At 43.7% G+C, this 23739-nt stretch carries 20 protein-coding genes and 1 other annotated feature; of the genes, 1 reads left to right on the forward strand and 19 read right to left on the reverse strand.

Annotated elements, in window-relative coordinates; translation table 11 throughout:
* Positions 1-39: 39 nt before the first annotated feature.
* From ACO03U_RS06755 to ACO03U_RS06845, 19 genes are all read right to left on the reverse strand, one after another.
* The gene (locus ACO03U_RS06755; protein WP_161868813.1) at positions 40-807 is read right to left on the reverse strand and encodes an ABC transporter permease; all 768 of its coding nucleotides are present in this window, start codon (positions 805-807) and stop codon (positions 40-42) included.
* Positions 795-1442: an ABC transporter ATP-binding protein gene (locus ACO03U_RS06760; protein ID WP_161868814.1), complete on the reverse strand. Its 648-nt coding sequence runs from the start codon at positions 1440-1442 to the stop codon at positions 795-797. The genes ACO03U_RS06755 and ACO03U_RS06760 overlap by 13 nt, the downstream gene beginning before the upstream one ends.
* An 892-nt stretch (positions 1443-2334) precedes the next feature.
* A complete protein-coding gene (locus tag ACO03U_RS06765) occupies positions 2335-3315 on the reverse strand; it encodes a DUF4179 domain-containing protein (protein WP_204686803.1) in 981 nt (326 codons plus the stop codon).
* Complete coding sequence (locus ACO03U_RS06770) at positions 3305-3847, reverse strand: sigma-70 family RNA polymerase sigma factor (RefSeq protein ID WP_204686802.1); 543 nt, start codon at positions 3845-3847, stop codon at positions 3305-3307. The genes ACO03U_RS06765 and ACO03U_RS06770 overlap by 11 nt, the downstream gene beginning before the upstream one ends.
* 230 nt (positions 3848-4077) lie before the next feature.
* Complete coding sequence (locus ACO03U_RS06775) at positions 4078-4278, reverse strand: cold-shock protein (RefSeq protein ID WP_161868815.1); 201 nt, start codon at positions 4276-4278, stop codon at positions 4078-4080.
* Positions 4279-4533: 255 nt separating this feature from the next.
* A complete protein-coding gene (gene radC / locus ACO03U_RS06780; RefSeq protein WP_204686801.1) occupies positions 4534-5220 on the reverse strand; it encodes a RadC family protein in 687 nt (228 codons plus the stop codon).
* A gap of 126 nt (positions 5221-5346) precedes the next feature.
* Positions 5347-6006: an HAD family hydrolase gene (locus tag ACO03U_RS06785; RefSeq protein WP_161868817.1), complete on the reverse strand. Its 660-nt coding sequence runs from the start codon at positions 6004-6006 to the stop codon at positions 5347-5349.
* On the reverse strand, positions 5996-7321 hold the full coding sequence (locus ACO03U_RS06790) for a bifunctional folylpolyglutamate synthase/dihydrofolate synthase (RefSeq protein WP_204686800.1): 1326 nt from the start codon (positions 7319-7321) through the stop codon (positions 5996-5998). Before ACO03U_RS06790 ends, ACO03U_RS06785 begins: the two co-directional genes overlap by 11 nt.
* 305 nt (positions 7322-7626) lie before the next feature.
* On the reverse strand, positions 7627-7773 hold the full coding sequence (locus ACO03U_RS06795) for a hypothetical protein (protein WP_204686799.1): 147 nt from the start codon (positions 7771-7773) through the stop codon (positions 7627-7629).
* Positions 7763-8365, reverse strand: a complete 603-nt coding sequence (locus tag ACO03U_RS06800) for an HAAS signaling domain-containing protein (protein ID WP_204686798.1) — start codon at positions 8363-8365, stop codon at positions 7763-7765. Before ACO03U_RS06800 ends, ACO03U_RS06795 begins: the two co-directional genes overlap by 11 nt.
* The gene (locus ACO03U_RS06805; protein ID WP_161868821.1) at positions 8358-8675 is read right to left on the reverse strand and encodes a PadR family transcriptional regulator; all 318 of its coding nucleotides are present in this window, start codon (positions 8673-8675) and stop codon (positions 8358-8360) included. Before ACO03U_RS06805 ends, ACO03U_RS06800 begins: the two co-directional genes overlap by 8 nt.
* 349 nt (positions 8676-9024) lie before the next feature.
* The gene (locus tag ACO03U_RS06810; RefSeq protein WP_161868822.1) at positions 9025-10737 is read right to left on the reverse strand and encodes an ABC transporter permease/substrate binding protein; all 1713 of its coding nucleotides are present in this window, start codon (positions 10735-10737) and stop codon (positions 9025-9027) included.
* Entirely contained in the window at positions 10730-11932 is a 1203-nt protein-coding gene (locus ACO03U_RS06815) for a quaternary amine ABC transporter ATP-binding protein (protein ID WP_204686797.1), read from the reverse strand. Before ACO03U_RS06815 ends, ACO03U_RS06810 begins: the two co-directional genes overlap by 8 nt.
* A gap of 271 nt (positions 11933-12203) precedes the next feature.
* A complete protein-coding gene (locus ACO03U_RS06820) occupies positions 12204-12830 on the reverse strand; it encodes a GntR family transcriptional regulator (protein WP_161868824.1) in 627 nt (208 codons plus the stop codon).
* A gap of 126 nt (positions 12831-12956) precedes the next feature.
* Positions 12957-15596, reverse strand: a complete 2640-nt coding sequence (locus ACO03U_RS06825) for a valine--tRNA ligase (RefSeq protein ID WP_204686796.1) — start codon at positions 15594-15596, stop codon at positions 12957-12959.
* Positions 15597-15786: 190 nt separating this feature from the next.
* Positions 15787-16015, reverse strand: a binding site (T-box leader).
* A gap of 39 nt (positions 16016-16054) precedes the next feature.
* The gene (locus ACO03U_RS06830) at positions 16055-16714 is read right to left on the reverse strand and encodes a redox-sensing transcriptional repressor Rex (protein WP_204686795.1); all 660 of its coding nucleotides are present in this window, start codon (positions 16712-16714) and stop codon (positions 16055-16057) included.
* Positions 16715-17039: 325 nt separating this feature from the next.
* Positions 17040-18254 (reverse strand): tRNA uracil 4-sulfurtransferase ThiI, encoded by a 1215-nt coding sequence (gene thiI / locus ACO03U_RS06835; protein ID WP_204686868.1) that lies wholly within the window; start codon positions 18252-18254, stop codon positions 17040-17042.
* Between the two features lie 52 nt (positions 18255-18306).
* Entirely contained in the window at positions 18307-19449 is a 1143-nt protein-coding gene (locus ACO03U_RS06840; protein WP_204686794.1) for a cysteine desulfurase family protein, read from the reverse strand.
* Between the two features lie 491 nt (positions 19450-19940).
* Positions 19941-21662, reverse strand: a complete 1722-nt coding sequence (locus ACO03U_RS06845; protein WP_204686793.1) for a septation ring formation regulator EzrA — start codon at positions 21660-21662, stop codon at positions 19941-19943.
* Positions 21663-22103: 441 nt separating this feature from the next.
* Here ACO03U_RS06845 and ACO03U_RS06850 point away from each other — a divergent pair, with 441 nt between their 5' ends.
* Positions 22104-23453: an aspartate kinase gene (locus ACO03U_RS06850; protein ID WP_204686792.1), complete on the forward strand. Its 1350-nt coding sequence runs from the start codon at positions 22104-22106 to the stop codon at positions 23451-23453.
* Positions 23454-23739 lie beyond the last annotated feature (286 nt).

Below are 23739 nucleotides of genomic sequence, written 5' to 3' on the forward strand. Positions count from 1 at the left end.
TTGGGCCGCTCCTCTTTTTTATTCGCACCGATACGTTTTTTATTCTTCCCGTATCAACTGTAACTGTTCATTGTAATAATTGTGATAAGCCGTATACCCGGCGATAATCGAACCCAGGCTCGTGGTGGACAGCAACATGAAAGTCACCATGATTTGGTACTTAATCGCATGTACCGGATCTACCCCGGCAAAAATCAAACCAGACATCATCCCCGGCAAACTCACCAACCCTACCGTTTTCGCGGAATCAATAGTAGGCTGCATGGCCGTGCGGATGCTTTCTCTCAAGATGGGTAGTGAAGCCGTCTTGGCATCAGCTCCCAAGGCTAATTTTTCTAAGACTTGCTGCCGTTGATCGCGAAACTGACTAGCTAGGTTGCGGTAACACAAGCCAATCGCCACCATCGAATTTGAAGCAATCATCCCGCTGATGGGAATAATTTGCGATGGGATAAAGCGAATCGCTCCTGAGGCAATCAAGACCCCCATCGTCACATAGGTGCTGACAAAGATCGCCAAAAGCGAACTCCAATACTGCTTACGGTGGTTCGGGTTGCGTTTATGAGCATTCCAAGCGGCATTCAAAACGATAAACAAGCTCATAGCCGTCGTCAGCCAAACATTGTCCAATTGGAAGATATACTTCAAAACATAGCCTACGATAACCAATTGAATTACTGCACGAAAAATACTATAAAAAATGTCTTTCGATAGCTTGAGTTTTTCCTTGTAACTAATTCCGACTGCAATCAGCACCAAGCCAAAAGCAAAGACTAAAGACAGATCATTGACGGCTAATTGGTCCATGAAACAAGCCTCCCTTTTTCGATAATCAGCTCTGATTCAGCCTGTTGCAAATCTTCGTCATCATGACTGACTTGCAAAATGGTGACGCCCTCTTGGTGGACCGAGCGAATCAAGCGTTGGACAATCTGCTTACTCACTTCGTCCAAGCCTACCGTCACCTCATCTAACAACAAGACTTTTGGTAAAAACATCAGATTGCGAATCAAAGCCACCCGCTGCCTTTGACCACCGGATAACTCCAATATCGGTTTGTCCAAAAAGCTAGCAGGCAAATCCACCTGTTGCAATAAAGCCTCCACCCGTTCTTCAGAAAAAGGCTGTTTGCGAATCTCAAAAGGAAACCCAACATTTTCTGCCACTGTTTTTCCAAACAGAGTCGGTTGTTGGAAACAATAAGAGACCTGTCGCCGATATTCCGTCACTGGATAAGACTGCTGGCTTTTGCCATTGACTAAAATTTCTCCAGCAGTAGGTGTCAACAAAGTAGCAATCAACTTGAGCAACGTACTCTTCCCGCCCCCCGATGGTCCTGAGATTGCCAAAAAAGCGCCTTTTGAAACACTAAAAGTTAAGTCTTGAAGGATTGTTTCTTGATGAGGAGCAAAAGAAACCTGATTTAATTCCAATAATACCATCTAATCCCTTCCTTTCCCCTTCATTCTAGCATATAACGCTTAGAGAAAGCGCTACCTACTGCACTGGGATTCGTTCTCGATTAGGAAAATGGACAAGGAAGAAGCTTCCTCCTTCTAAGTATTTATACTAAAAAATAATCGAGTGGGAGACGAGGCATTGTTTCCCTCGTCGACCTCTCACAGCACCGTACGCAGGATCCTTATACGGCGCTTCGGTAAAACAGACCTCTTGGCTGGTAATTTCCGCTTCATCTCCCCGATAGAACTATGCTCTCTGGAAATGATCTTTCCCTTTCTCATCTCTACCAACATCATTGTCCAAAGCGTTTCTCATATTTTCTGCACTTCGTTTTTCGCGACTACTATTTCAATTCGGAATTTCATTTACCGTTCGGCTCTTCACACTTACTTACTTTCGCAACTCGTCTTCACTACTACGACCTTTGTTCCTGCGATTACTCGTCCACCGAAATCAACTGCTGATTTCTTACGATTCATCCCAATGTCACTATTAGGATTGTGATGTTCATTTTTTCTTCAAATCCCACATCTCCCTCATAAGACCTCCCCCAGTAATGTGTAACAACCTTCACTCCATATCACCTCTTGATTTACACGATACACTTTTTATACAGTTATTGGGCTTTAGCTAATTTGGCAGCCTTACCCGTGTATCTCGCCTTCTATCAAGTTTCTGTTCGTAGGTGCAGAGTTTTGCTTTAAGCTTCCTTCAGATTTCACCTAATGATGGACACCCTTGCCATTAGCTAACACTCCCCACTGTCAGGCGTGGAGTGGAGGTTCACCACCAAGCTGCTACCCATGCAGGGCGCACCAAATAAAGGGCCATCCAATAGTTGAATGGCCCTTTATTTGGTGCACTATGATTCACTTAATCAAAAAAGACAATGTCATCGAAAACTTCCACGTCGGTTGTATCTTCTGTTGGGGAGTTCATCCCTACCAATTTATATTTCACCCCTGGTTGAATCGATTCAGTTAACTCAATACGAGTGTATTTGTCATCATAATGAGTAGAAGTCAAATCCAAAATATCCTTGCCTTTTGGATCCAAAATCTTATTAAGTTGGACCCTTTTTTGATTATCCTGTTGATTATTTTCAATAATTAATAAGTCTCGATCGTCCCCTTCAGAAACTTTCACAAAGCGAAATTGGTTTCCTTCAATCCCAAAATCAACTGTTTTATCAATTTGTTTCACTTCTCCTACTTTTTGTTCGAGACTAAGACTGTATTTCCAAGGTCCTTTGTTCCCGTTTGCCCGAGTTATTTCTAGTGGAAATTCAATTTTTCCTTGGAGCTTATCACTCAATAAATGAAAGTCCACATAAAATTGATAGCCCTCACCTACTTTGTTTACACTACTGGTTGCACTCCTGGCAAAGGTTTTACCATCTTTTTTACTCACTAAACCAAAGGATAACTCGTCGGCTTCAGCCTTTGGAACAATGGTATCCCCTGCTGCCGTACCAATAATCGATACGGTATTTCCTTGGTAATAGGCCTCGATTATGGTGATTGTAATCCCATTAACGGTAACACTTTCATTCAAAGAATAGGTCTTTCCTTGGGCACTCAGCTTGGCACCATAATCATCATACAAATTTGCATAAATCTGACCGACTAGTGGAAGCTTACTCAAGGCATGACCCACTACTGGGTGGACAAAACCAGAACCCGCAGTAGCCAAAATAAAAAGAGCGACAGCAGTTGGCAATAATACACGTACTCTTAGAAATCTGTTTGTGGAGGGTTCGTTGGCATCACGAAGCCCAGCTGAAATCGCTTGGAAAACTTTTTCTCGTGGTACAATAATTTTTTCTGTCTCTTGACCCAGATTTTTAGTTGTCAAAATAATCGCCTCCCAATATCATTTTCATTTGTTCTCTACCTCGTCTTAGATTGGTTTTCACAGTATTTACTGGCACATGATCACGGTTAGCAATCTCTTTAACGGATAATGTTTGAAAATAGAAAGCTTCCAGAACTTCCCGATACTTCTCATCTAACTGTTGCAAGGCATTTTGAACATCCATCGTCACCGAAATTTCTGGAACAGCCACAGCCACTTCATTTTCTAGCTGAGAAAGATCCGCTAGCTGAAACTGATCACGCTTTTTTAGAATCTTTCCCGCACAGCGAATTAAGATTCTGGTATACCAGGTATAAAAGTACCTTGGTTCCTTGAGCGTTTTGATCGATTTCATCGCTTCAGCAGTGGCTTCTTGTATCGCATCCAACGCATCTTGTTCATTTTTGAGATAGTGATAAGCCACTCGGTAAAGATAGTCAGCCTCCTGTTGTAATAGCTTTTCCAATGCTTGTGAATTGCCCCTTTTGGCTTTTTTTGCCAATTGAAGCTGTAAAAGATTGATTTGCGGCATTCATTTTCCCCCCTTCACCTCATTAGTGGTACTTCTACTACAAAAGGTTTCAACTTTGAAAAAAGATTCGAAAAAATATGTAAAAAATCTCTGAATTATTAGTAAGTAAAAGAAGCAAATTGTTCGGTTAAGTAGACGTACACAGCATACCTTATTTGCAAGCAAGAAGCGACATGAAGACGCACAAAAAAACCGACCACCTAAAAGATGATCGGTACGTTTCTTAGATATTAGTCTTTAGTAACGTTTGCTGCTTGAGGGCCGCGGTCTGAATCTTCAACGTCGAAAGTTACTGCTTGGCCTTCTTCCAAAGTTTTGAAACCGTCGCCTTGGATAGCTGAGAAGTGAACGAATACGTCGCTGCCATCTTCGCGGGAGATAAATCCGAAGCCTTTTTCTGCGTTAAACCATTTAACTGTTCCGTGTTCCATGTTAAATACATCCTCTCTCGTGCGTGTGCACAATTCAAATTTAGTGTAACATTGCCTTGCATACGATAGAGGTATAACATTAACGGGTGTTAAGCACTTCTATGGAGCAAACAAAATTACAATGTTCATTCTACACGTCAATCTTGATAAATGCAAGCCCATCGTTTTCTTCCCAGAGTTTTTACGAGCTTTTTGTTCGCTTTTTGCTGGGATTCAAAGGAAATTAAATCACAACCTTTCGATTATTTCCACCAGTTACGAATTCCAAAGACCTTCTTCTCGCAAACTGACGTAACTTTGGTGGCCGATAATCAAATGGTCCAAGACTTCAATACCCATCAGTTCCCCGCATTCCTTCATCCGGCGGGTAAATAAAAGATCATTCTCGCTAGGTGTCGGATTACCTGATGGATGATTGTGACAAATGATCAACCGAGCCGCTGCTACCCGCACAGCCCCGCGAAAAATCTCCCGGGGATGAGCGACACTTTGATTGAGGGAGCCAATAAACAGCGTTTCCTTTTTGACTATTTCATTTTTGGTGTTCAAATACAAGCAGACCAAATGCTCTTGTTGGTAATCTTTCATGTCTTCCATCAAAGTAAAGGCCAGGTCCACACTCGTACGCACCTTGCCAATTTTTGGCTGTAAAGCTTTTTGAATCCGTCCTCCTAGCTCAATCATCGCCACCAGCTCCAAGGCTTTCACCTGGCCCACACCAGAAATCTGTTGGAGTTCGTCGCGGCTGGCCAATTTCAAGTCAAACAAGGAGGGAAAGACCGACAACACCCTGCCGGCTAACTCCATCACATTCATCTGCGCAGTCCCGGTACGCAATAAAATTGCTAAAAGTTCTTGATCCGACAACGCCTGAGGGCCATATTCTAACAAGCGCTCCCGGGGTTGACTACTTTGGGGAATTCGCTGAAACCCATTTCCCATCAAAAAAACTCCCTTCCGTCGATTTCCTGATCAAGGTCGTCTCGCAGCCAACCTTTTATCAGGAAATCCGTCTTTTGGTAAAGGCCAATCACCTTATCAAAAGAACATACGCAAGGGAGTTTTCACTTAACTTTGTAACCAGCGTAAGACTTGGTGTAAATCCGGCAGGACAGCTAGCGTCTTTTGGGCCAAAGCCTCGTCTGGTCCTAACAAATCCGGCACCATGATTACGGGTATGCCAGCTGCCACGGCGGCATTGACGCCGTGTTGGGAATCTTCTAGTACCAATAGCGTTTCTTTGGGCAACTGAAGTTTCTCAGCGGCTAATAAAAAAATATCCGGATTGGGTTTTGCTCGAGGCACATCTTCAGCTGAGACGATTAATGGGAAGGCATCCGTGAGTCCGGCCTGAGCTAGCAACCATTCAATCGCTGGCCGATTATTGCTGGAGGCCAAAATTTTAGGTACCTGTTGGGCATCGAGATAGGCCAACAGCTCTTTTACCCCTGGTTTGAGTTGGACTAATCCGGCCGCAAATAGTTTTTCTGAATTGGCATAAGACAAGCGCACAAACTCAGTGATTGTCTCCACCCCATAGTCTTCGTCGTAATCTTCGTGGACTTTGACTACAAATTCTTCATCACTGATGCCCAAGTAGCGTAAGTAATCCGACATGTCATACGTGATGCCCAGGGTATCTGCGGCTTGTTGGTTGCCTTGGTAGACAAGGGCTTCCGTATCGAAAATCAAGCCATCCATATCAAAAATAAGTCCTTTAGTCGTCATACGCCAATCCTCCCATCTCCAATAACAAGCTTCGTACATCGGAAACAAAATACAACGAACCGGTTATTAATAATAAGTCTTCATTGGTCATTTTTTCCAAAATTTCCCCTAGCCCAAACTGCCACATGGAAACGATTGTCACCCGTTTGTCACTGGTGTTTTCGTAATTGTCGTCCAGCTTGATGGCTTTTGGATAATCAAAGGTCGTCACATAGAGGCGGGCATTGGGAATTTCCAATAGTTGAGCCAGCATGCCATCAACATTTTTAGTGGATAAGGCGGAAAATAAGACATGAATCCGGTATTCTTTGAACTCGTTTTTCATGGTTTCCACCAAGCGCCCCATCGCATGGGGATTATGGGCCCCGTCCAAGATGATCAGTGGCTCTTGGCTCACTCGTTCCATCCGGGCTGGCCAACGAACATTTCGCAGACCGTTGCGAATCGACATCAGACTGATGGGCAGACCTTTGATTTGACAGTAACAATGGTACATTTGAATCGCCAGACCGGCATTTTCAGGTTGATGGCGTCCCAACAGTGAGGTTTTTAAATTCACCAGCTTTCCCTGATCATTGAGAAATTCAAACACTTCTCCCCATTGCGGGTCCGGATGTTTGTAAAGCACGCGATAATCTTGATTGAAACGATACATTGGGGCGCCTTTTTTATCCGCCTCTTGTTGGATAATCGCGATGGCATTGCTTGGGATATTCCCAGTCACCACCGGAACCCCTGGTTTGATGATGCCAGCTTTTTGGAAAGCAATCTCCTCCAAGGTATCTCCCAAAATATCCATGTGATCCATGCCAATCGTAGTAATCCCACATAATAAAGGTTTCACTACGTTGGTAGAATCCAATAAGCCCCCTAGCCCGACTTCAATAATCGCTACATCGACCTTTTTCTCTAAAAAATAATCCAACGCCATGGCAGTCAAGGTTTCAAACTCAGTGATGCCAGCCACATCAGGCTTTTCATCCAACTGGGCGACCAAGGGCTGATATTTGTTCACCAAAGTCACTAGGTCTTCATCGGCAATATGCTGGCCGTCGATGGCAATACGTTCATTGAAAGATTCGATGAAAGGGGAGGTAAACGTTCCGACAGTCAGGCCAGCGTCCTCCAAAATAGCTGCCAAATAGCTAACGGTGGAGCCTTTGCCATTGGTACCAGCAATATGAATCGTCGGGACCTGCTCTTCTGGATGATCGACTAGCGCTAATAATGCCTCCACGCGGTCCAACCCTGGTCGTGAACCAAAAGGTAAGCGACTATGAATCCATGCAATTGCTTCTTTTCCTGTTTTTACCATTTTATGCACCTCGTTTTAGTCCGTCTTCTCAAAACAAGACAGCCATTTCCCTAAAGCATCCTCATTATATCAAAAAGCCCTCCCCCTTGCCCGCCTTGGTAGCGGAAATATCAGAAATTCCGCCTTTGACATTATTTTTAACAATCTAATCCTGACTTTTTTAAGCAAATACAAGCCGACAGTCCCACTCCTTTAGTTGTCAAGAGTTCGAGTGGCGTCCAGTGATCTTTTAGTCTAAAAGGCAAGTAAAAACCCCAGCCACTAGGAAAGAAGACAATTCCTGACAGCTGAGGTTTTTCGTTGATTTAAAAATGAAAGGTCCGGTACCAATGGGTTTCTCCAAAACGTAGTTGGGATAGATCGCCTCTGACTAAGAGGAACGCCAGCAATAACAACAGGATCCCGCAAACCACGAGTCCACCCGTGATTTGCCAAAATTTCTTAGAAGCCATAGCCTGCCACACTCCTTTTCAGTAAATTGGCAAAGAAACCCAACGTATTTTTCGTAATCACAATACTCCACGTTAAACATCTGCGAGTCAAATAACAACAGACGAAGCCTAAACCTAACAGTAGCATGCCACTACCTAGTTGGGCCATTCCAATAGCCAAGCCATCAAAAAAGGCTAGTGGACTCAACAACATCGCTCCGCCACCCCCGAGAGTAAATCCAAAAGCTAAACTGGCGATAACTAATAATGGCGTCCATAATAACAAATAAGCAGAAAATAGCAAACAAACTGCAGCTAGCAACAAACTCCCCCACAAAGGAAAACCTAAAATCAATAAGAGCAAGATACCAACGCTCAGCCGCTGTTTTTCACGATAGCGGGGAAAAGCCGTCCTTACTTGGGTAAATTCTGCCTGAGCGACGACTTCTCTTGGATCCCCAATCATGGCTATCGCTTCTTCCTCAGTATAGCCATCCGCGACAAAATCTCGGATCAAGGTATCGTAGTATTCCAGAAACTCCGATTTCTCCATTTCCTCAATGTCTTGAGGCAAATAACCAATTAAAGCCGCCAAAAATTGCTTCCTATCCATTTTCCAGTCTCCCTCCAATATATTCATAGATACCCACGACACTATCTTTGCCTTTATAAAAAATCCGTAATTTCTCCTCACCTTTTGCCGTGATTCGATAATACTTTCGCAAGCGTCCACTGTATTCTTCCTTATAGGTAGTCACCAGTTGCTGATTTTCAAGACGCTTCAAAATCGGATATAAGGTGGATTCACTAATATGGATAATCGGAGAAATATGTTTAATAATTTCATAGCCATAAGACGGTTCCGGCAACAAAAAGGCCAATACACAGTACTCCAACAACCCCCGCTTTAATTGACTATCCACATCCTCACCTCGTTTTATCAAACTAAGAGTTCTATGCTCTCGGATATCAATACTATACAATACATAGTATCAAAGAAAATCAGACTTTGGTCTTATTTGAGAGCAAATGATAGCATGAGACACCTCTTAATTTCTGTGACATCAGCCTTTATGAAGTTTGAATTTTATAAGTTTCTTATCTATTAGAAAGGCTGAAGGACCTCCTTCAGCTCTCGAGAATTAAGGCCGCTAGTTCGTGAAGCCAGACATTGCTAGACTTGGTATTATAAAACGGCATCACCAACTACTAATCCATAATTAGCAGTTAATGATGCCGTTACTCTTTAATTACTAAGAGCGTAACTGAGGGTTATTTTAACCATTGGTCAACTTTGTCCTGATTGTTTGTTACCCATTCTTTAGCAGCTTCTTGTGGCGTAGCACCAGAATTAATTGCTAACATCACACTCTCCATGTCTGCTTGGTCCCAATGAAAGTTGTCTAAGATTTGATAAGCTTCTGGTTGATCTTGTTCCAAACCAATACGCGCCATCGTATGGATACTTTCCGCATCCCCCATTGTCCCTTTTGGATCTGCTAAATATTTCAAATCATATTTAGCAAACATCCAGTGGGGAGACCAACCAGTAATTACAATCGGCTCTTGATTTTTGATAGCCTTACCCAAGGCGACGGTCATTGCTCCTGATGAGGCAGAAGATACTTCCCAATCGGCTAAATTCGGATAGGCTTGTTGAGTAGCTTCGGCGGCTTTCATCACTCCTGCACCAGGTTCGATACCGGTGATGGTCTGATTCGCTTCACTTGTTAAGTCTTCAATACTATCAGCTGACATATAGCTTGGGACGACTAAGCCTAGCTTTGCACCAGCTAAATTTTCCCCTAAATCCTCTAACTGATCTTGATACTTTTCATATTGAGCTTGATGGGTAGTTGGTAACCAAGCCGCTACCATCCCATCTGTTTCCCCATTAGCCACAGACTGCCACATTACTGTCATATCTAGGGGGGTCATTTCTACCTCATAGCCTTCTTGTTTTAGCACCTCAGCAATGACATGAGTCGAGGCAATTTCAGTATCCCATTCTACATAGGACAAGTGAATTTTTTTTGAATTTGAGGTACCTCCAGAAAATGCGACTGCAGCGATGATGGCTACAATTGCTGCGAGGGCACCTAGACGAAACCATTTTTTACTTGTAGTTACTTTTTTGTTGCGCTCTTGTTTAGGTTTATTTAGCCCTTGTGTAAAGCGATCGATGATGATTGCTAAAATCACCAGTGCCAACCCATTGACAAAACCATTACCGACTTGAGCTTGTTGTAATGCCGACAAAACGCCACGCCCCAAGCCAGGAGCACCAATCATAGAAGCTGTTACGACCATGGATAAAGCCAACATCATCGTTTGATTTACCCCAGCCATAATCGTTCCTTTAGCTAATGGCAATTCTAATTTAAACAGCTTTTGCTTTCCGGTACTCCCAAAGGAATCCGTCGCTTCTACTAATTCTGTAGGGATTTGCCGAATGCCTAAGTTTGTCATACGGACGGTAGGAGGTAAAGCAAAGATAACTGAGGCAAAGACCCCAGGTACCATTCCAATTCCGAAAAAAGCTACCGCTGGAATCAAATAAACAAAAGCTGGCATTGTTTGCATAAAATCAAGTAGTGGTGAAATAATCACATTGGCCTTTTGGTTCTTAGCCATCAAAACCCCTAGTGGAATCCCAATAATAATGGATAATAAACTAGCAATAAGGACCAACGTAACAGTATTCATCAAATCGTTCCATAATCCTTGATTATAGATGAATAGCAGCCCAATAAACGTCAAGATAGTCAAGCCTACTTTTTTGAAAACCAGTAATGCACATCCAGTTAGTAGTAGGATAAAGAGAATCGGCGGAATGACTAATAAAGTATTGGTGACTGTATCCATCACTGCTTGTCCAACTGTTTGAATCACCGAGAAAACACCCGCAAAAGTAGCCGTCAGCCAATCAGTAAATTGTTCTACCCAATCTGCCACTGGTATGCTTTGTTGTAAGAAACTATTCATTCGTATCACACTCCTTTTCAGTTGACTCCGTTAACGCTTCAATCACGCTACCTCTAATCACGACACCTTTTAATTTATCATTTTTGTCCACTACAGCAAGTGGTGCTTCGGCATCCTTGATGACATTAAAGATATCTGTAACAAGCATATCTTCTTTAATTTTACGAACATTTTTATCAATGACATCATGGACATCCAGTTGGTCTCGTCTAGCTTCTAAAGCTTTCAAAGCCGTTAAGCTACCTTTTAATTGGCGCTTTTTATCCACTACCAACAGCATACTAACGCCTTCTTTACGCATTCGATTCAAGGCGACATTTGGTCCATCACTTTCGATATTCATAGTGATGGCAGGTTCCATTATATTTTTTGCTGTCAACACTTTGGAGCGATCGACATCTTCAACAAAGTCTCGTACATATTGGTTGGCAGGATTTGTCAATATTTCTTCCCCTGTACCGATTTGAATAATTTGCCCATCTTTCATCAACGCAATTCGATCACCAATCCGCAGTGCTTCATTTAAATCATGGGTAATAAAGATAATCGTTTTCCGAACATTTTCTTGTAAATCCAACAGTTCATCTTGCATCTCACGCCTAATCAACGGATCTAAAGCTGAAAAAGCTTCGTCCATCAGTAAAATTTCAGGATCATTCGCCAAAGCTCGCGCCAAACCGACTCGCTGTTGCATCCCACCAGATAATTGATCGGGATATTGATCTTTAAATGATAATAAACTTGAATTTGCCAAAGCTTGTTCTGCCCGTTGTTGGCGTTCTTCTTTTGAAACTCCACGAAGCTCTAAACCCAACTCAGTATTTTCGAGAATCGTTCGATGAGGGTAGAGGGCAAAACTTTGAAATACCATATTTAATTTATGGCGACGTACTTCTTGCAGCTCTTCTTTATTCATCTTAGCGATATTTTCATCATCAATGTAGATTTCACCACTCGTAGGATCAATTAGCCGGTTTAACAAACGAATCATCGTTGACTTTCCGGAACCAGAAAGTCCCATAATAACGAAGATTTCCCCTTCTTCAACCTCAAAACTTGCATCGTAAACCCCAACTGTGGCACCTGTTTCTTCTAGTATTTCAGTTTTTGACTTTCCCTGTGAAACCAGATTTAAGGCTTGTTGTTTTCTTTTGCCAAAAACTTTTGTTAAATGTTCAACTTTGACTTTTGCCAATTGATTGACACTCCTCTCAAATTATTCTCTGTACCGCAGAATACTTCTTTTTTTCAGATACTTTTCAACTATTTTTTCATTTTTTTACAAAAAAAGACGGCCTCTTCCAGCAATTTAATCTCATATTTGGAAATGACCTCAAAAAAACTGACCACACTAGATTAACATCGTGTGGTCAGTTTGTCAAAGAAGGTGCTCTATCTTTTTTAAAGGGCGGCTCTTACTGATTAACACAACAATATATACGTCCTAATCAGCCGTCGCTATGCTATTACTCGAGATAAAAGAACCGATGTACCCGTTGTACGGAGAGTTCATCACCAACAAAAAATACTGTTTCCCCTTCTTCAAATTTGGCATATGGACCTGGTGATAATAACAAACGCTCGTCATGCTGCAGCGCAACGATAGTAGCCCCAGTTTGTTGCCAAATATTCAACTCACCAATTGAAGCATTCAGATGCAAGGCTTTATCTGTCAACAGAATCTGGTAGGGAATAAATGGCGCTGTATGTTGAATGCGTTTTGTTTGGTTTACTAAGCTATCTAAGAGGGTGGAAAAGTTTTCTAATTCCTGCTGTTGACGTTTTACGCTAGCTAAAATCTCTCCTTTTGTTTCTTGGATTGAACGCACTTCATGATACTGGGTAAGAAAGTTTTCTGCTTTAGCACGGGAAGCAACATAGGCACCACTACCATGCCGTACTTCCATAATATCCAAATCCACTAGTACATTGATTGCTTTACGAGCAGTTTCTGGTGAGACGTTAAAATTTGAAGCCAACGTGGAACGAGCGTGAATTTTTTCACCTTCATGGTAACGATTTTGGACGATCCGTTCAGCTAGTGCTATGGCGATTTGTTGATAGCGGGGCATACTAATTTTTTTGCTAGTCATTTTTTTCTCCCTCTAACTCGTAATTTTAGCCGAGTTTGGTTTCAAAGCCTAAATTAACATAAATAAAAAATGATTTCGATGGAAAAAAACTGCTTCGGTCAAACCGAAAGCAGTCTTTTCACTATGTTAACCCATCATTTTCAATTGGGCAATTCGTTGAGTAACTGCTTGTTGTTTGTCCAAGTAGTCTTTTTCTTTATTGCGTTCTTCGGCTACGACAGCTTCCGGGGCATTGGCGACGAAACGTTCGTTGGCCAGTTTTCCTTGAACCCGTTTGACTTCTTTGTTCCATTTGTCCAATTCTTTTTCCAGACGAGCAATTTCTTCCTGGATATCGATCAAACCAGCCAGTGGCAAGTAAATCGTCGCGCCGGTCAAAACAGCGGACATCGCTAGCTCTGGCGCTTCCAAATCGCTAGTAATCGTCAAGGTTTCTGGGTTACAGAAACGTTGCAAGTAGTTTTGGTTATTGCGCAAGAATTGGTCGATTTCTGGATCGCTAGTTTGAATCAGTAAGGTAATCGGTTTGGACAACGGTGTATTGACTTCTGCACGAATGTTTCGGACAGAGCGAATCAATTCGATCAACGTAGCCATCCCTTTCACGGCAGCCTCATCATCAAACTCTGGATGCACTACTGGATACTCAGCGACCACTAAGGATTCCCCCACATGTGGCAACTTGCTCCAGATCTCTTCTGTCACAAATGGCATGATTGGATGCAACAAACGTAAGATTTGATCCAAAGTATAAACCAAGACACTCTTATTAGTAGCTTTGGCTGTCTCGTTTTCACCGTACAAGACTTCTTTACTCATTTCGATATACCAGTCACAGAAGTCATCCCAGATAAAGTTATACAGCTGACGCCCGGCTTCACCAAATTCGAAGCGGTCGAAGAGTTCCGTCACTTTAGCGACTGTTTCATTGAGACGAGTCAAAATCCAGCGGTCAGCCACTGTTTTCTCTCCCGTCAAATCTAGGTCTGCATAATCCATGCCTGCAACGTTCATCAACACAAAACGAGAAGCGTTCCAGATTTTATTGATAAAGTTCCAAGCAGCATCCATTTTTTCATAGCTAAAGCGGACGTCTTGGCCAGGTGCCGAACCGTTAGACAAGAACCACCGCAAAGCATCGGCGCCATATTGGTCGATGACTTCCATCGGATCGATCCCATTGCCAAGGGATTTACTCATCTTGCGGCCTTGTTCGTCACGGATCAACCCATGCATCAATACGTTTTTGAAAGGCGCTTGTCCGGTGAATTCCAAGCTTTGGAAGATCATGCGACTCACCCAGAAGAAGATGATATCGTAACCAGTCACTAGCGTATTCGTTGGGAAATACCGTTGATAGTCGGCCGCTTCTTCATCTGGCCAACCCATGGTGGAAAATGGCCACAAAGCGGAACTAAACCAAGTATCCAAGACATCTGGATCTTGTTCCCAGTTTTCGGGATCTTTCGGATCTTCCATCCCCACATACATTTCCCCAGTTGTTTTGTTGTACCAAGCTGGGATGCGGTGTCCCCACCACAACTGCCGTGAGATTACCCAATCATGGACGTTTTCCATCCATTGCAAGAAGGTTTGGTTGAAACGTGGAGGGTAAAAGTCCACCCGGTCTGCTGTCTCTTGGTTAGCAATCGCTTCTTGAGCGAGAGGGGCCATGCGGACAAACCATTGCGTCGACAAGCGGGGTTCTACCACGACACCGGTTCGTTCGGAATGCCCGACACTATGCACCATTTTTTCGATTTTGACTAAGCGACCGATTTCTTCCAAGTCTTTCACGACTTGTTTACGAGCGGCGAACCGATCCAGCCCGGCATATTTACCGGCTAAATCATTCATGGAGCCATCATCGTTCATGACGTTGACCCGTGGCAAATCATGACGATTGCCCACTTCAAAGTCATTTGGATCATGAGCCGGGGTAATTTTTACAACACCTGTCCCAAATTCCATATCTACGTATTCGTCTGCAATAATCGGAATCTCTTTGTCCACCAAAGGCAAAATAACGTTTTTGCCGATCAAGGCTTGGTAGCGTTCATCATCTGGATGGACAGCCACCGCGGTATCCCCTAACATCGTTTCCGGACGGGTGGTGGCGATTTCCACCACGCCAGTGCCATCAGCCAGCGGATAAGTCATATGGTAAAAGGCACCTTCCACATCTTTGTGGATGACTTCGATATCCGACAAAGCGGTCCGAGCTTGGGGATCCCAGTTGATGATGTATTCGCCACGGTAGATCAAGTCTTTTTCATACAAGCCGACAAAGACTTTGCGCACCGCTTGTGATAAACCCTCATCCAAGGTAAAGCGTTCCCGACTATAATCCAAAGACAGGCCCATTTTTGCCCATTGTTCTCGGATATGGCCAGCGTATTCTTCTTTCCATTCCCATACTTGGTCGACAAATTTTTCCCGGCCAAGATCATAGCGAGAAACTCCTTGTTCCCGTAATTTTTCTTCAACTTTTGCTTGGGTCGCAATCCCCGCATGGTCCATCCCTGGTAGCCATAAGGTATCAAAGCCTTGCATCCGTTTTTGGCGGATAATCATATCTTGTAACGTCGTATCCCACGCATGGCCCAAATGCAGTTTCCCCGTTACATTTGGTGGGGGAATCACGATGGAATAAGGTTTGGCCTCCGGATTGCCATTGGGTTTAAAAAGATCATGATCCAACCAGTCTTGGTAGCGACCAGCTTCGACTTCTTGGGGATTGTACTTAGTGGATAGATTGTCAGTCATCAGGTTTCCTCCGTTTTTCATTTATTGAACATCTTGTGGGTGCTTGGGAAAAGTGTTTTTGCTAGATTCGCTAGGTGAGAACCTATGCCTTTAGCTCGCGAAACTTAAGGCTGATGGGCTGTGTCGCTTGCTTCCCCAAATCTCTGGTTTAAGCTTATGATAAATAAAAAAGCCCTAGCATGATTTCTCACACTAGGGCGCAATTTACGCGGTACCACCTAATTTGCAACCAACATCTCTGGCTGCCTCTTTGACGTGCAATAACGGGCACGACTCGTCTCAGCCTACCAATCGACTTGCGATCTTCAGTGAGAAACTCCCAAGCTACCTTCACCCTGCCACTGGAGAAATCTTACAGCCAAGGATCTCTTCTCTAGGCCAGTGTTTGTCGGGTTACTCCTCTTGTTCTATGTCTTAAGTCATTCTACAATGGAAATTTCTGAAAGTCAAACAAGGGATCAGACTTTTGCTGCCACCTTCTTCTGGTAGTTTTGATCAAAGAAGATTAAGGTTTGGAGCTCAGTCGTCAAGTCGATGTACTGCACATGCACATCATTGGGCACATCCACCCGGTCTGGGGCAAAATTCAAGATGGCAGTAATCCCCGCCGCCACGATCTGATCCACAGCTATTTGTGAAAACTGACTAGGCACAGTGGAGATCGCCACGGTGATACCCATTTCCGTCACCTTCTCTTGAAAATCACTCATGGGATAGACCAGATGTCCATCGATTTCCTTACCCACTAAGTCGGGATTATTGTCAAAAATGGCGATGATATTCAGGTTGGAATTGCGCCGAAAATTATTGTTGGCTAAGGCTTTTCCTAGGTTCCCAAAGCCCACCAAGGCAATGCGTTTTTCCTCATTTGTATCCAAAATTTGATTAAAAACTTCGATTAAATAAGCGACATCATACCCATAGCCGCTACGTCCCAATTCTCCCAAATGTGAGAAATCTCGCCGAATCGTCGCTGAAGGAACTTGCGTAACCTCACTGAATTCTTTGGATTTGATGCGAGTCACCCCTGCATCTTGAAGCATATTCAAATAACGTAAATATAATGGCAAACGCTTGGCTGTGGCTTTTGGTACATTTTTTAAATTGAGTTCATCCATTCTTGGAAGCTCCTTTGTTCGTTTTTTCACATAGTTAGTGTAGCACGGCCTCTAACGATACGCAAGATTTTTATCCATTGATTCACAAAGATTCATACCACCTATTAACTCTACCAATCGAATCCAGACCGACTCGTCACTTTTGGGCCGAGTATGTGTGAAAATCTGACCACTTATGAAGACTTTTTTCTAGCAGCTAAAAGGCCCCCCTGACTCTGGTGCCTGTCGCGCTTTTAGAAACTGCACCGCAAAAAAGCCAGCAAACCTTGATGGCCTTCCATGCCAAGGTTCACTAGCTTATTTAGTAAATTGACCGACTATTTGACTAAAGCAAATCAGCAAATTCGGCAGCCATGTCCGCATTTTCAGAGACTGGGCTGATGGCTTCGATTTTGATGTCGGCAACCGCTCGGGCAATCATGCCTTCGACGTCTAACCGCGCTTCGTAATAATGCACTTTTTCCAAATTTGGCCGGGTTTTTGGTTGTGGTGGTGCAAAAATCGTACAGCAATCTTCAAACGGTTGAATCGCCAATTGGAAAGTGTCGATTGCTTGCGCGATATCGATGATTTCCAACTTATCCATCGTTACCACTGGCCGAATAATCGGTGTCGCTGTCACTTCATTGATCGCTACCATGGATTGCAAGGTTTGGGAGGCTACTTGTCCCAAAGACTCGCCATTGATAATGACTAGGCCACGACGCAGTTGGCGGATTTCATCGGTGATTCGCAGCATAAACCGACGAGTCAAGGTCATCCAATAGCCCTGAGGCACACTGTGCTTGATTTCTTCTTGGATTTCGGTAAAAGGCACTTCGATAAACTGAATTTGTCCGACATAAGGTGTCAGCTTAGCCGTTAGATCCTTGGCTTTTTGCAAGGCTTGTTCACTGGTGTAAGGCGGCGAAGCAAAATGCACCGCCTCAATCTCTACCCCACGTTTCATGGCTAGATAACCGGCAACTGGCGAGTCAATCCCACCTGACAACATCAGCATACCGCGACCACTAGTTCCTACTGGCAAGCCCCCGGCACCTTGAATCGTTTCATAGGATAAGTAGGCCCCGTTTGCACGGATTTCCACCCGTAAATTGATATCTGGCTTTTTCATTTGGGCTTTGATTCCTGGAATTGCTCGGAAAACTGCTGCTCCCAATGTTTGATTCAATTCATCGGAGTTTTGGATAAAATCGTGGTCACTGCGTTTGGCGGTGATTTTAAAGGTTTCAGAGCCGGTATAAATCTTTTTCATAACATCTTGGACCGCTGTGATGATGACGTCCAGGTCTTTTTCCACGCGGATACTTGGGGAAAAATTTTGAATCCCAAAGACTTTCGGTAGTTTTTCAATAATTGGTGCTGCCTCAGCGCCATTAAGGTAGAGGTGCATCCGGTCACGATCAGCTTTCACAGTGATCTCAGGATGTGCCGACAAGGCCCCCTTGACGTTTTCCGCCAGACGCATAATAAAACTGCGGCGATTTTTGCCCTTCGTGGATAGCTCGCCATAGCGCACCATAATTTCGGTATAGTTCAAATTCACGTTCGTTTCCCCTTTAGTTGGAAGCAAGGATTGCCTCGCTAATTTCTTAATTGATTTTTGAAAATTTTTGGTAAAGTTGTTTGAAGATGATCAAAAATTGTTCCACTTCGGCCATCGTATTGCTTTCATCAAGGCTCACCCGCACGGCCGTAGTGGCATAGGCTTCGGGGATTTTCATGGCATGGAGGGTACTGCTTTCCGTCTTACTGCGGGAAGAACAAGCACTAGTGGTGGAGATGAAAATCTGCTTTTCTTCCAAGGCATGGACCATAACCTCGCCACGAATCCCTTTTAGACCAAAGCATAAGATATGAGGGGCAAAGTTTGCTACTCCTGAATAAATTGTTACTTTGTCAAATTTGGCTAGTTCTTCCATGAGATAGGCTTTCAAAGTCGCGACATGTTCCGGACGTTGGGCTTTTTTCTCGATGGATAACCGCAGCGCTTTTGCCATCGCGACAATCGCGGGCACATTTTCCGTGCCACTACGATGGTTTTCTTCCTGACCACCACCCGTTAGTAAAGGTGCCAGTTTTCGCCCTTCCCGCCAAAAAATAAAGCCGACGCCCCGGGGACCATGAAATTTATGGGCAGAAAAAGTCGCAAAATCCACTCGATCAGTCAGCCACAAGTCTTGTGGAACTTTGGTAATGGCTTGCACGGCATCCACATGGAAATGGATTTTCGGATAGGCTTGCAGTAAGTCGCTGATTGCCGCAATCGGTTGAATCATCCCGACTTCATTGTTCACCGCCATCACCGAAACTAAAATCGTCTCTTTGCGGATTAGTTTAGCCAAAGCAGATACATCGACAAATCCTTGGTGATCCACCGGTGCGATATCGACATCAAAGCCGAGAGTGGCCAATTGGGCAGCTGTTTCAGAAACTGCGGGGTGTTCCACAGCAGAGATAATGATATGGTTGCCATAAGCTTTTTTGGCAAGCGCCGTTCCCTTCAGCACCCAGTTGTCCCCTTCTGTCCCCCCTGAGGTAAACCAGATTTCGTGAGGCGCAACAGCTAGCAACCCCGCGATTTGCTTGCGGGCTTGAAGCAGCAAACGGCTGGCCTGTGAGCCTAAATCGTGAAGGCTAGAGGGATTGCCGATTATTTTTTGGCTAGTTTTCACATACGCATCCAACGCCAAGGGATGGATCGCAGTGGTGGCACTATTATCGAAGTAAATCATCTGAAAAATCCTTTCTCCTTTGCCAAGCCGAAGCACTTCCAGTCTGGCAACAGTCTTCTCAACCAATCGTCAATCAACTTTTGGCGAGAAAAATTCTTATTCATTATATACGTTGTTTTCCCGGCTTTCAAGGGAGCAAGCTTTGTCTTAAGAGTTTACCAATGGTCTGTTAAGAATCCGTCAGCCCATCTGGTGGCTGTCTCTCAGCTGTAGCAAAGAGGGGCAAGAGGACGTTGGGTTAGCTGGGGAAGTCAGTTGGTGATATCTAGACGTCAATAAATACTTAAAATATTTCCTTGCAAGCAATTAGTGCCTACCAAATCAAAACAGCCCTACCGCTTTTTAAAGAGGGAAGTGTCACCTTTTTCATAATCTCAGAATAAGCCCATACTCTCCTTCCAAAATCCCAATATATGATACTTAGCTTTAAGTCACTAAGTTATGAAAAAAGGATTGAGCCACGTTTTGAGGCTCAATCCTTATCTTTTCGATTAAACTAAATCACGATTGTTGAAGTAGAACGATTCAATCCGTTTAAATGCGCCGGGTTCCACGCGTTCCAATGCTTGGCCTATTTCATCCAGAGCCGCTTGGTATTTGTAGTCTTTGCTAAACAAGCTCAAGCTCCGGTCGATAGCCGCTTTGATTTCTGGATGGGAATGACGGTAACGGTTGGCATATTGCATCATTTGTTCCGTCAATGCCGCCGCATCTACCAAATCATTGGTTTTTGTTTCCAACCCTTTGATATCCGTTTCGCATTCTTTAACTAGTTGGTTGACTTCCAACATGTTGACCCGGATTTTATTCAAGGATTTGCTTAAATCTTCTACTCGGTCGGTCGCCATGAAGAAGGATTCCAAGTAATCTCCTGGCAAGCCTGGCAAGCGTTGTTTTTCCACAAAGCGTTTTAGGTTCCGAAGACGGAATTCATATTGTTCCACTTTTTGCTGGGCTTCTTGTTCCCCTTGACGCAGTTCCCGCAGACTATTGTCGATTTCCACTTGTTGGCTTTCCACGTCATCTAAAATCTTGTAGGCATCTTTATAGAAGGTTTGGGCTTCTGAATAAGCCACCTCGTGATTATCCAATTTTGGATGAAGGACATTTTTTTGACGATCCAATTCATCGATTTCTTGTTGGAAACCACGAACTTTGCCAAGTTCGTTGTGATTCAATGTATAGCTTTGGGAGGTATGATCGATTTCAATCAGTAACTGGTGATTGTTTTTATTGGCATGTTGGATGTATTCCTCCACCACGGGACGGTTTTTGAAGACATAGCCACGGGAGCTGATTTCTCGTTCCATCACCGTATACAAGGCATCGATGGCACTGGCAGTGTCGCGGCTAGCCACTTCCACCGTGTGCACTTCGGTTTTTTCCAAGTCGCCTAAAGACGTTTGAACCCGTTTTTTCACGCGGTCGATTTCACCTTGGAAGTTTTCTACAGGAAAGACATAATGATCCGCCAATAATTTTTGGTAACCTTCTTGAATTTCTTTCAATTGATCAGGGAAGGTTTTATTTAATTCTTCATAGACAGCAGGAATTTTGGCCATGGTGTCTTCTAATTCGTAAGTGTGTTGTTCAGCTTGTTCTAGGACTTCCCGAGCTTCTACCGGATCACCAGACGTGTTCAACGTGACAAACTGGGTAAATTCAATTTCGATGTTTTTCAGTTGTTTTTGTAATTCTGAATAAGCCGGTCCGTATTCTTCCCCTTGGTCACGAAGCTTTTGTTTTAACTCTTCGTAGACATCGAGCGCTTTTTGGACTTTCAGGGAATTGCGTTCTTCTGACTCCCGCAATTCTTTCAACCCGTTGCGGACTTCTTCCACTTCGGTTTCCATTTGATTCATGGTGTCTTCTGCATCGACAATCGCTGCTTTGGCTTTCATAAAACGGAAAGTTTCATTTAAACTTTCCACTTCAAAAATTTGACTTTCCAATTCAGCAAAGGAAGAGGTTGAAATGTCAGTCCATTTTTGGTTCCAATCACGGAAGGTATTTTGACTTTGCCCCACCAAATGCATTTTTTTCACATCGTCGACTTCTTCTAACACAGGTAAGTCAAACAAGGCTTCCCGCCGTTTTTCCAGTTCGTGGAGCTTGTCTTGATTTTTCTTTCTCATGACAAAGCCGATACCATATAAAATGGCCGCCACTAAAATGATGGCGATGATGATTCCGATGATAACTTGTGTAGACATTGATGGTCTCCTCCGCATTCAAATACTTGATTCAATCTAGGTGTAGGGTTATGCCTGAAAAATAGGCGATTTTATGTACATTAATTTAAGGAAATTCAGCTGAAAAAGCCTGATTACCCTAAAAGGCACCTACGCTAGATTATAGCACAAAGCCTATCGACTAGCACTAGCAATCATAAAAAACTTTCAGGCATTTTGCAACCATTGCTTTTTAACTACCTCCGTTTTTCGCAATTATTGCCCGTCATTTCGCCAAAAGCTTCTTCCCTTTTCCTTATTTTTTTAGCCAGCCCCTCTTCAAATTTTTCATTTTTCTGACAATTTATTGGAAATCATCTTGCTTTTTCCATCAGTTTTTTGTACTCTAAAAATAATACGTAATTTTGCTTGCTGGCGTCGGTGGGTTGGCGCTTGAGACAAACGTAAAAGGGGTAGATAAATATGAAAGTTATCAAATTTGGGGGTAGTTCGCTGGCTTCTAGTGGCCAGGTTCGCAAGGTCGTGGACATTGTCAAAACGGATGACGCACGGCGGTTTGTCGTCGTCTCCGCACCAGGGAAGCGGGATAGCGCTGATATCAAAGTCACGGATTTATTGATCCAACTTTACGAACGAAAATTAGCTCATAAAAGTCTCACACCGTTGATTGAAGAAATTTTCTCTCGCTTTCGTGAAATTGGTGAGGCCTTTGGGATTGGCGAAGAGCATTTAGCTGCGATTCATTTGGATTTGGAAGTAGTCAATCAGCTTCCCATCGAGAACAATCCCCACCTCTATGACCATATCCTCAGTCGCGGGGAAGACAATAATGCCAAGCTGATTGCCGGTATTTTACAGGCAGAAGGCGTCAATGCCCGCTATATCAATCCCAAAGATTTAGGGATCTTAGTGACCGATGAACCTGGTAATGCCCGAGTCTTATATAAAGCTTATCGCAAAATCAAGAAGTGGGCGGATAGCGAGGCGGTCTTAGTCATTCCTGGTTTCTTTGGCTACACTGAAGAAGGCAATATCTGCACCTTTTCCCGGGGGGGCTCAGACATCAGCGGCTCCATCGTGGCAGCAGGTGTCAAAGCCGATTTGTACGAAAACTTCACTGATGTGGACGGGATTTATGCCGCGCATCCCGGCTATATCCACCATCCAGAAATCATCAAAGAACTGACTTACCGAGAAATGCGGGAACTGGCTTATGCCGGATTTAGCGTCTTCCATGACGAAGCCTTGATGCCATCGTTTCGCGCAAAAATTCCCGTAGTGATCAAAAATACTAACAATCCCAACTGCCAGGGGACCAAAATCATCCCCAATCGCGACCAACACGAAAAACCCGTCATCGGCATTGCCAGCGATGAAGGCTTCAGCATGATTTACATCAGCAAATATTTGATGAATAGAGAAGTCGGCTTCACTCGGAAAGTCCTAACGATTTTGGAAGAATTTGGGATTGGTTATGAACACATGCCTTCTGGAATCGATGATATCTCCATCGTTATCCGCAGCAATCAACTGGACGATGAATTGCAGGAGCAGTTGATGCGGAAAATTGCTTATGAAATCGATCCTGATGAACTGCGCATCACCCATGACCTTTCCATGATCATGGTGGTCGGAGAAGGTATGCGCCAACGAGTGGGGGTTACTGCCGAAAGCACCGCAGCCCTAGCCCGCAAACGGATCAACTTGGAAATGATCAACCAAGGCTCCTCAGAGGTCAGCATCATGTTTGGGATCCACAAAGAACAAGAAAAATTAGCCATCCGGACCCTCTACTACACTTTCTTTGATTAGCCTTGTCCCCTTTGAGTTTTACCGACGATGCGTTGTGAGTCCATTAGACAGAGGATCCTGTTTTACCAAAAATTGATGCTTAGTTTTTATCAGTCTTTTTACGACAAAAAAACGATTCCCACGGGAGCAATTGCACTCCTTGGGAATCGTTTTTTTTCTTAAGACTCGTGCTACTGGATCAATGAGTACGCCTCATCCATGACTTTTCATCGTAAGCGGGAAATAATCCAACGCATCGACAAATAGCCCTAGTCTCACTAAAATTTAGTGAGATTAGAGCTATTTT

The organism is Enterococcus diestrammenae (assembly GCF_049384045.1).
GTDB classification, from domain to species: Bacteria; Bacillota; Bacilli; order Lactobacillales; family Enterococcaceae; genus Enterococcus_C; species Enterococcus_C diestrammenae.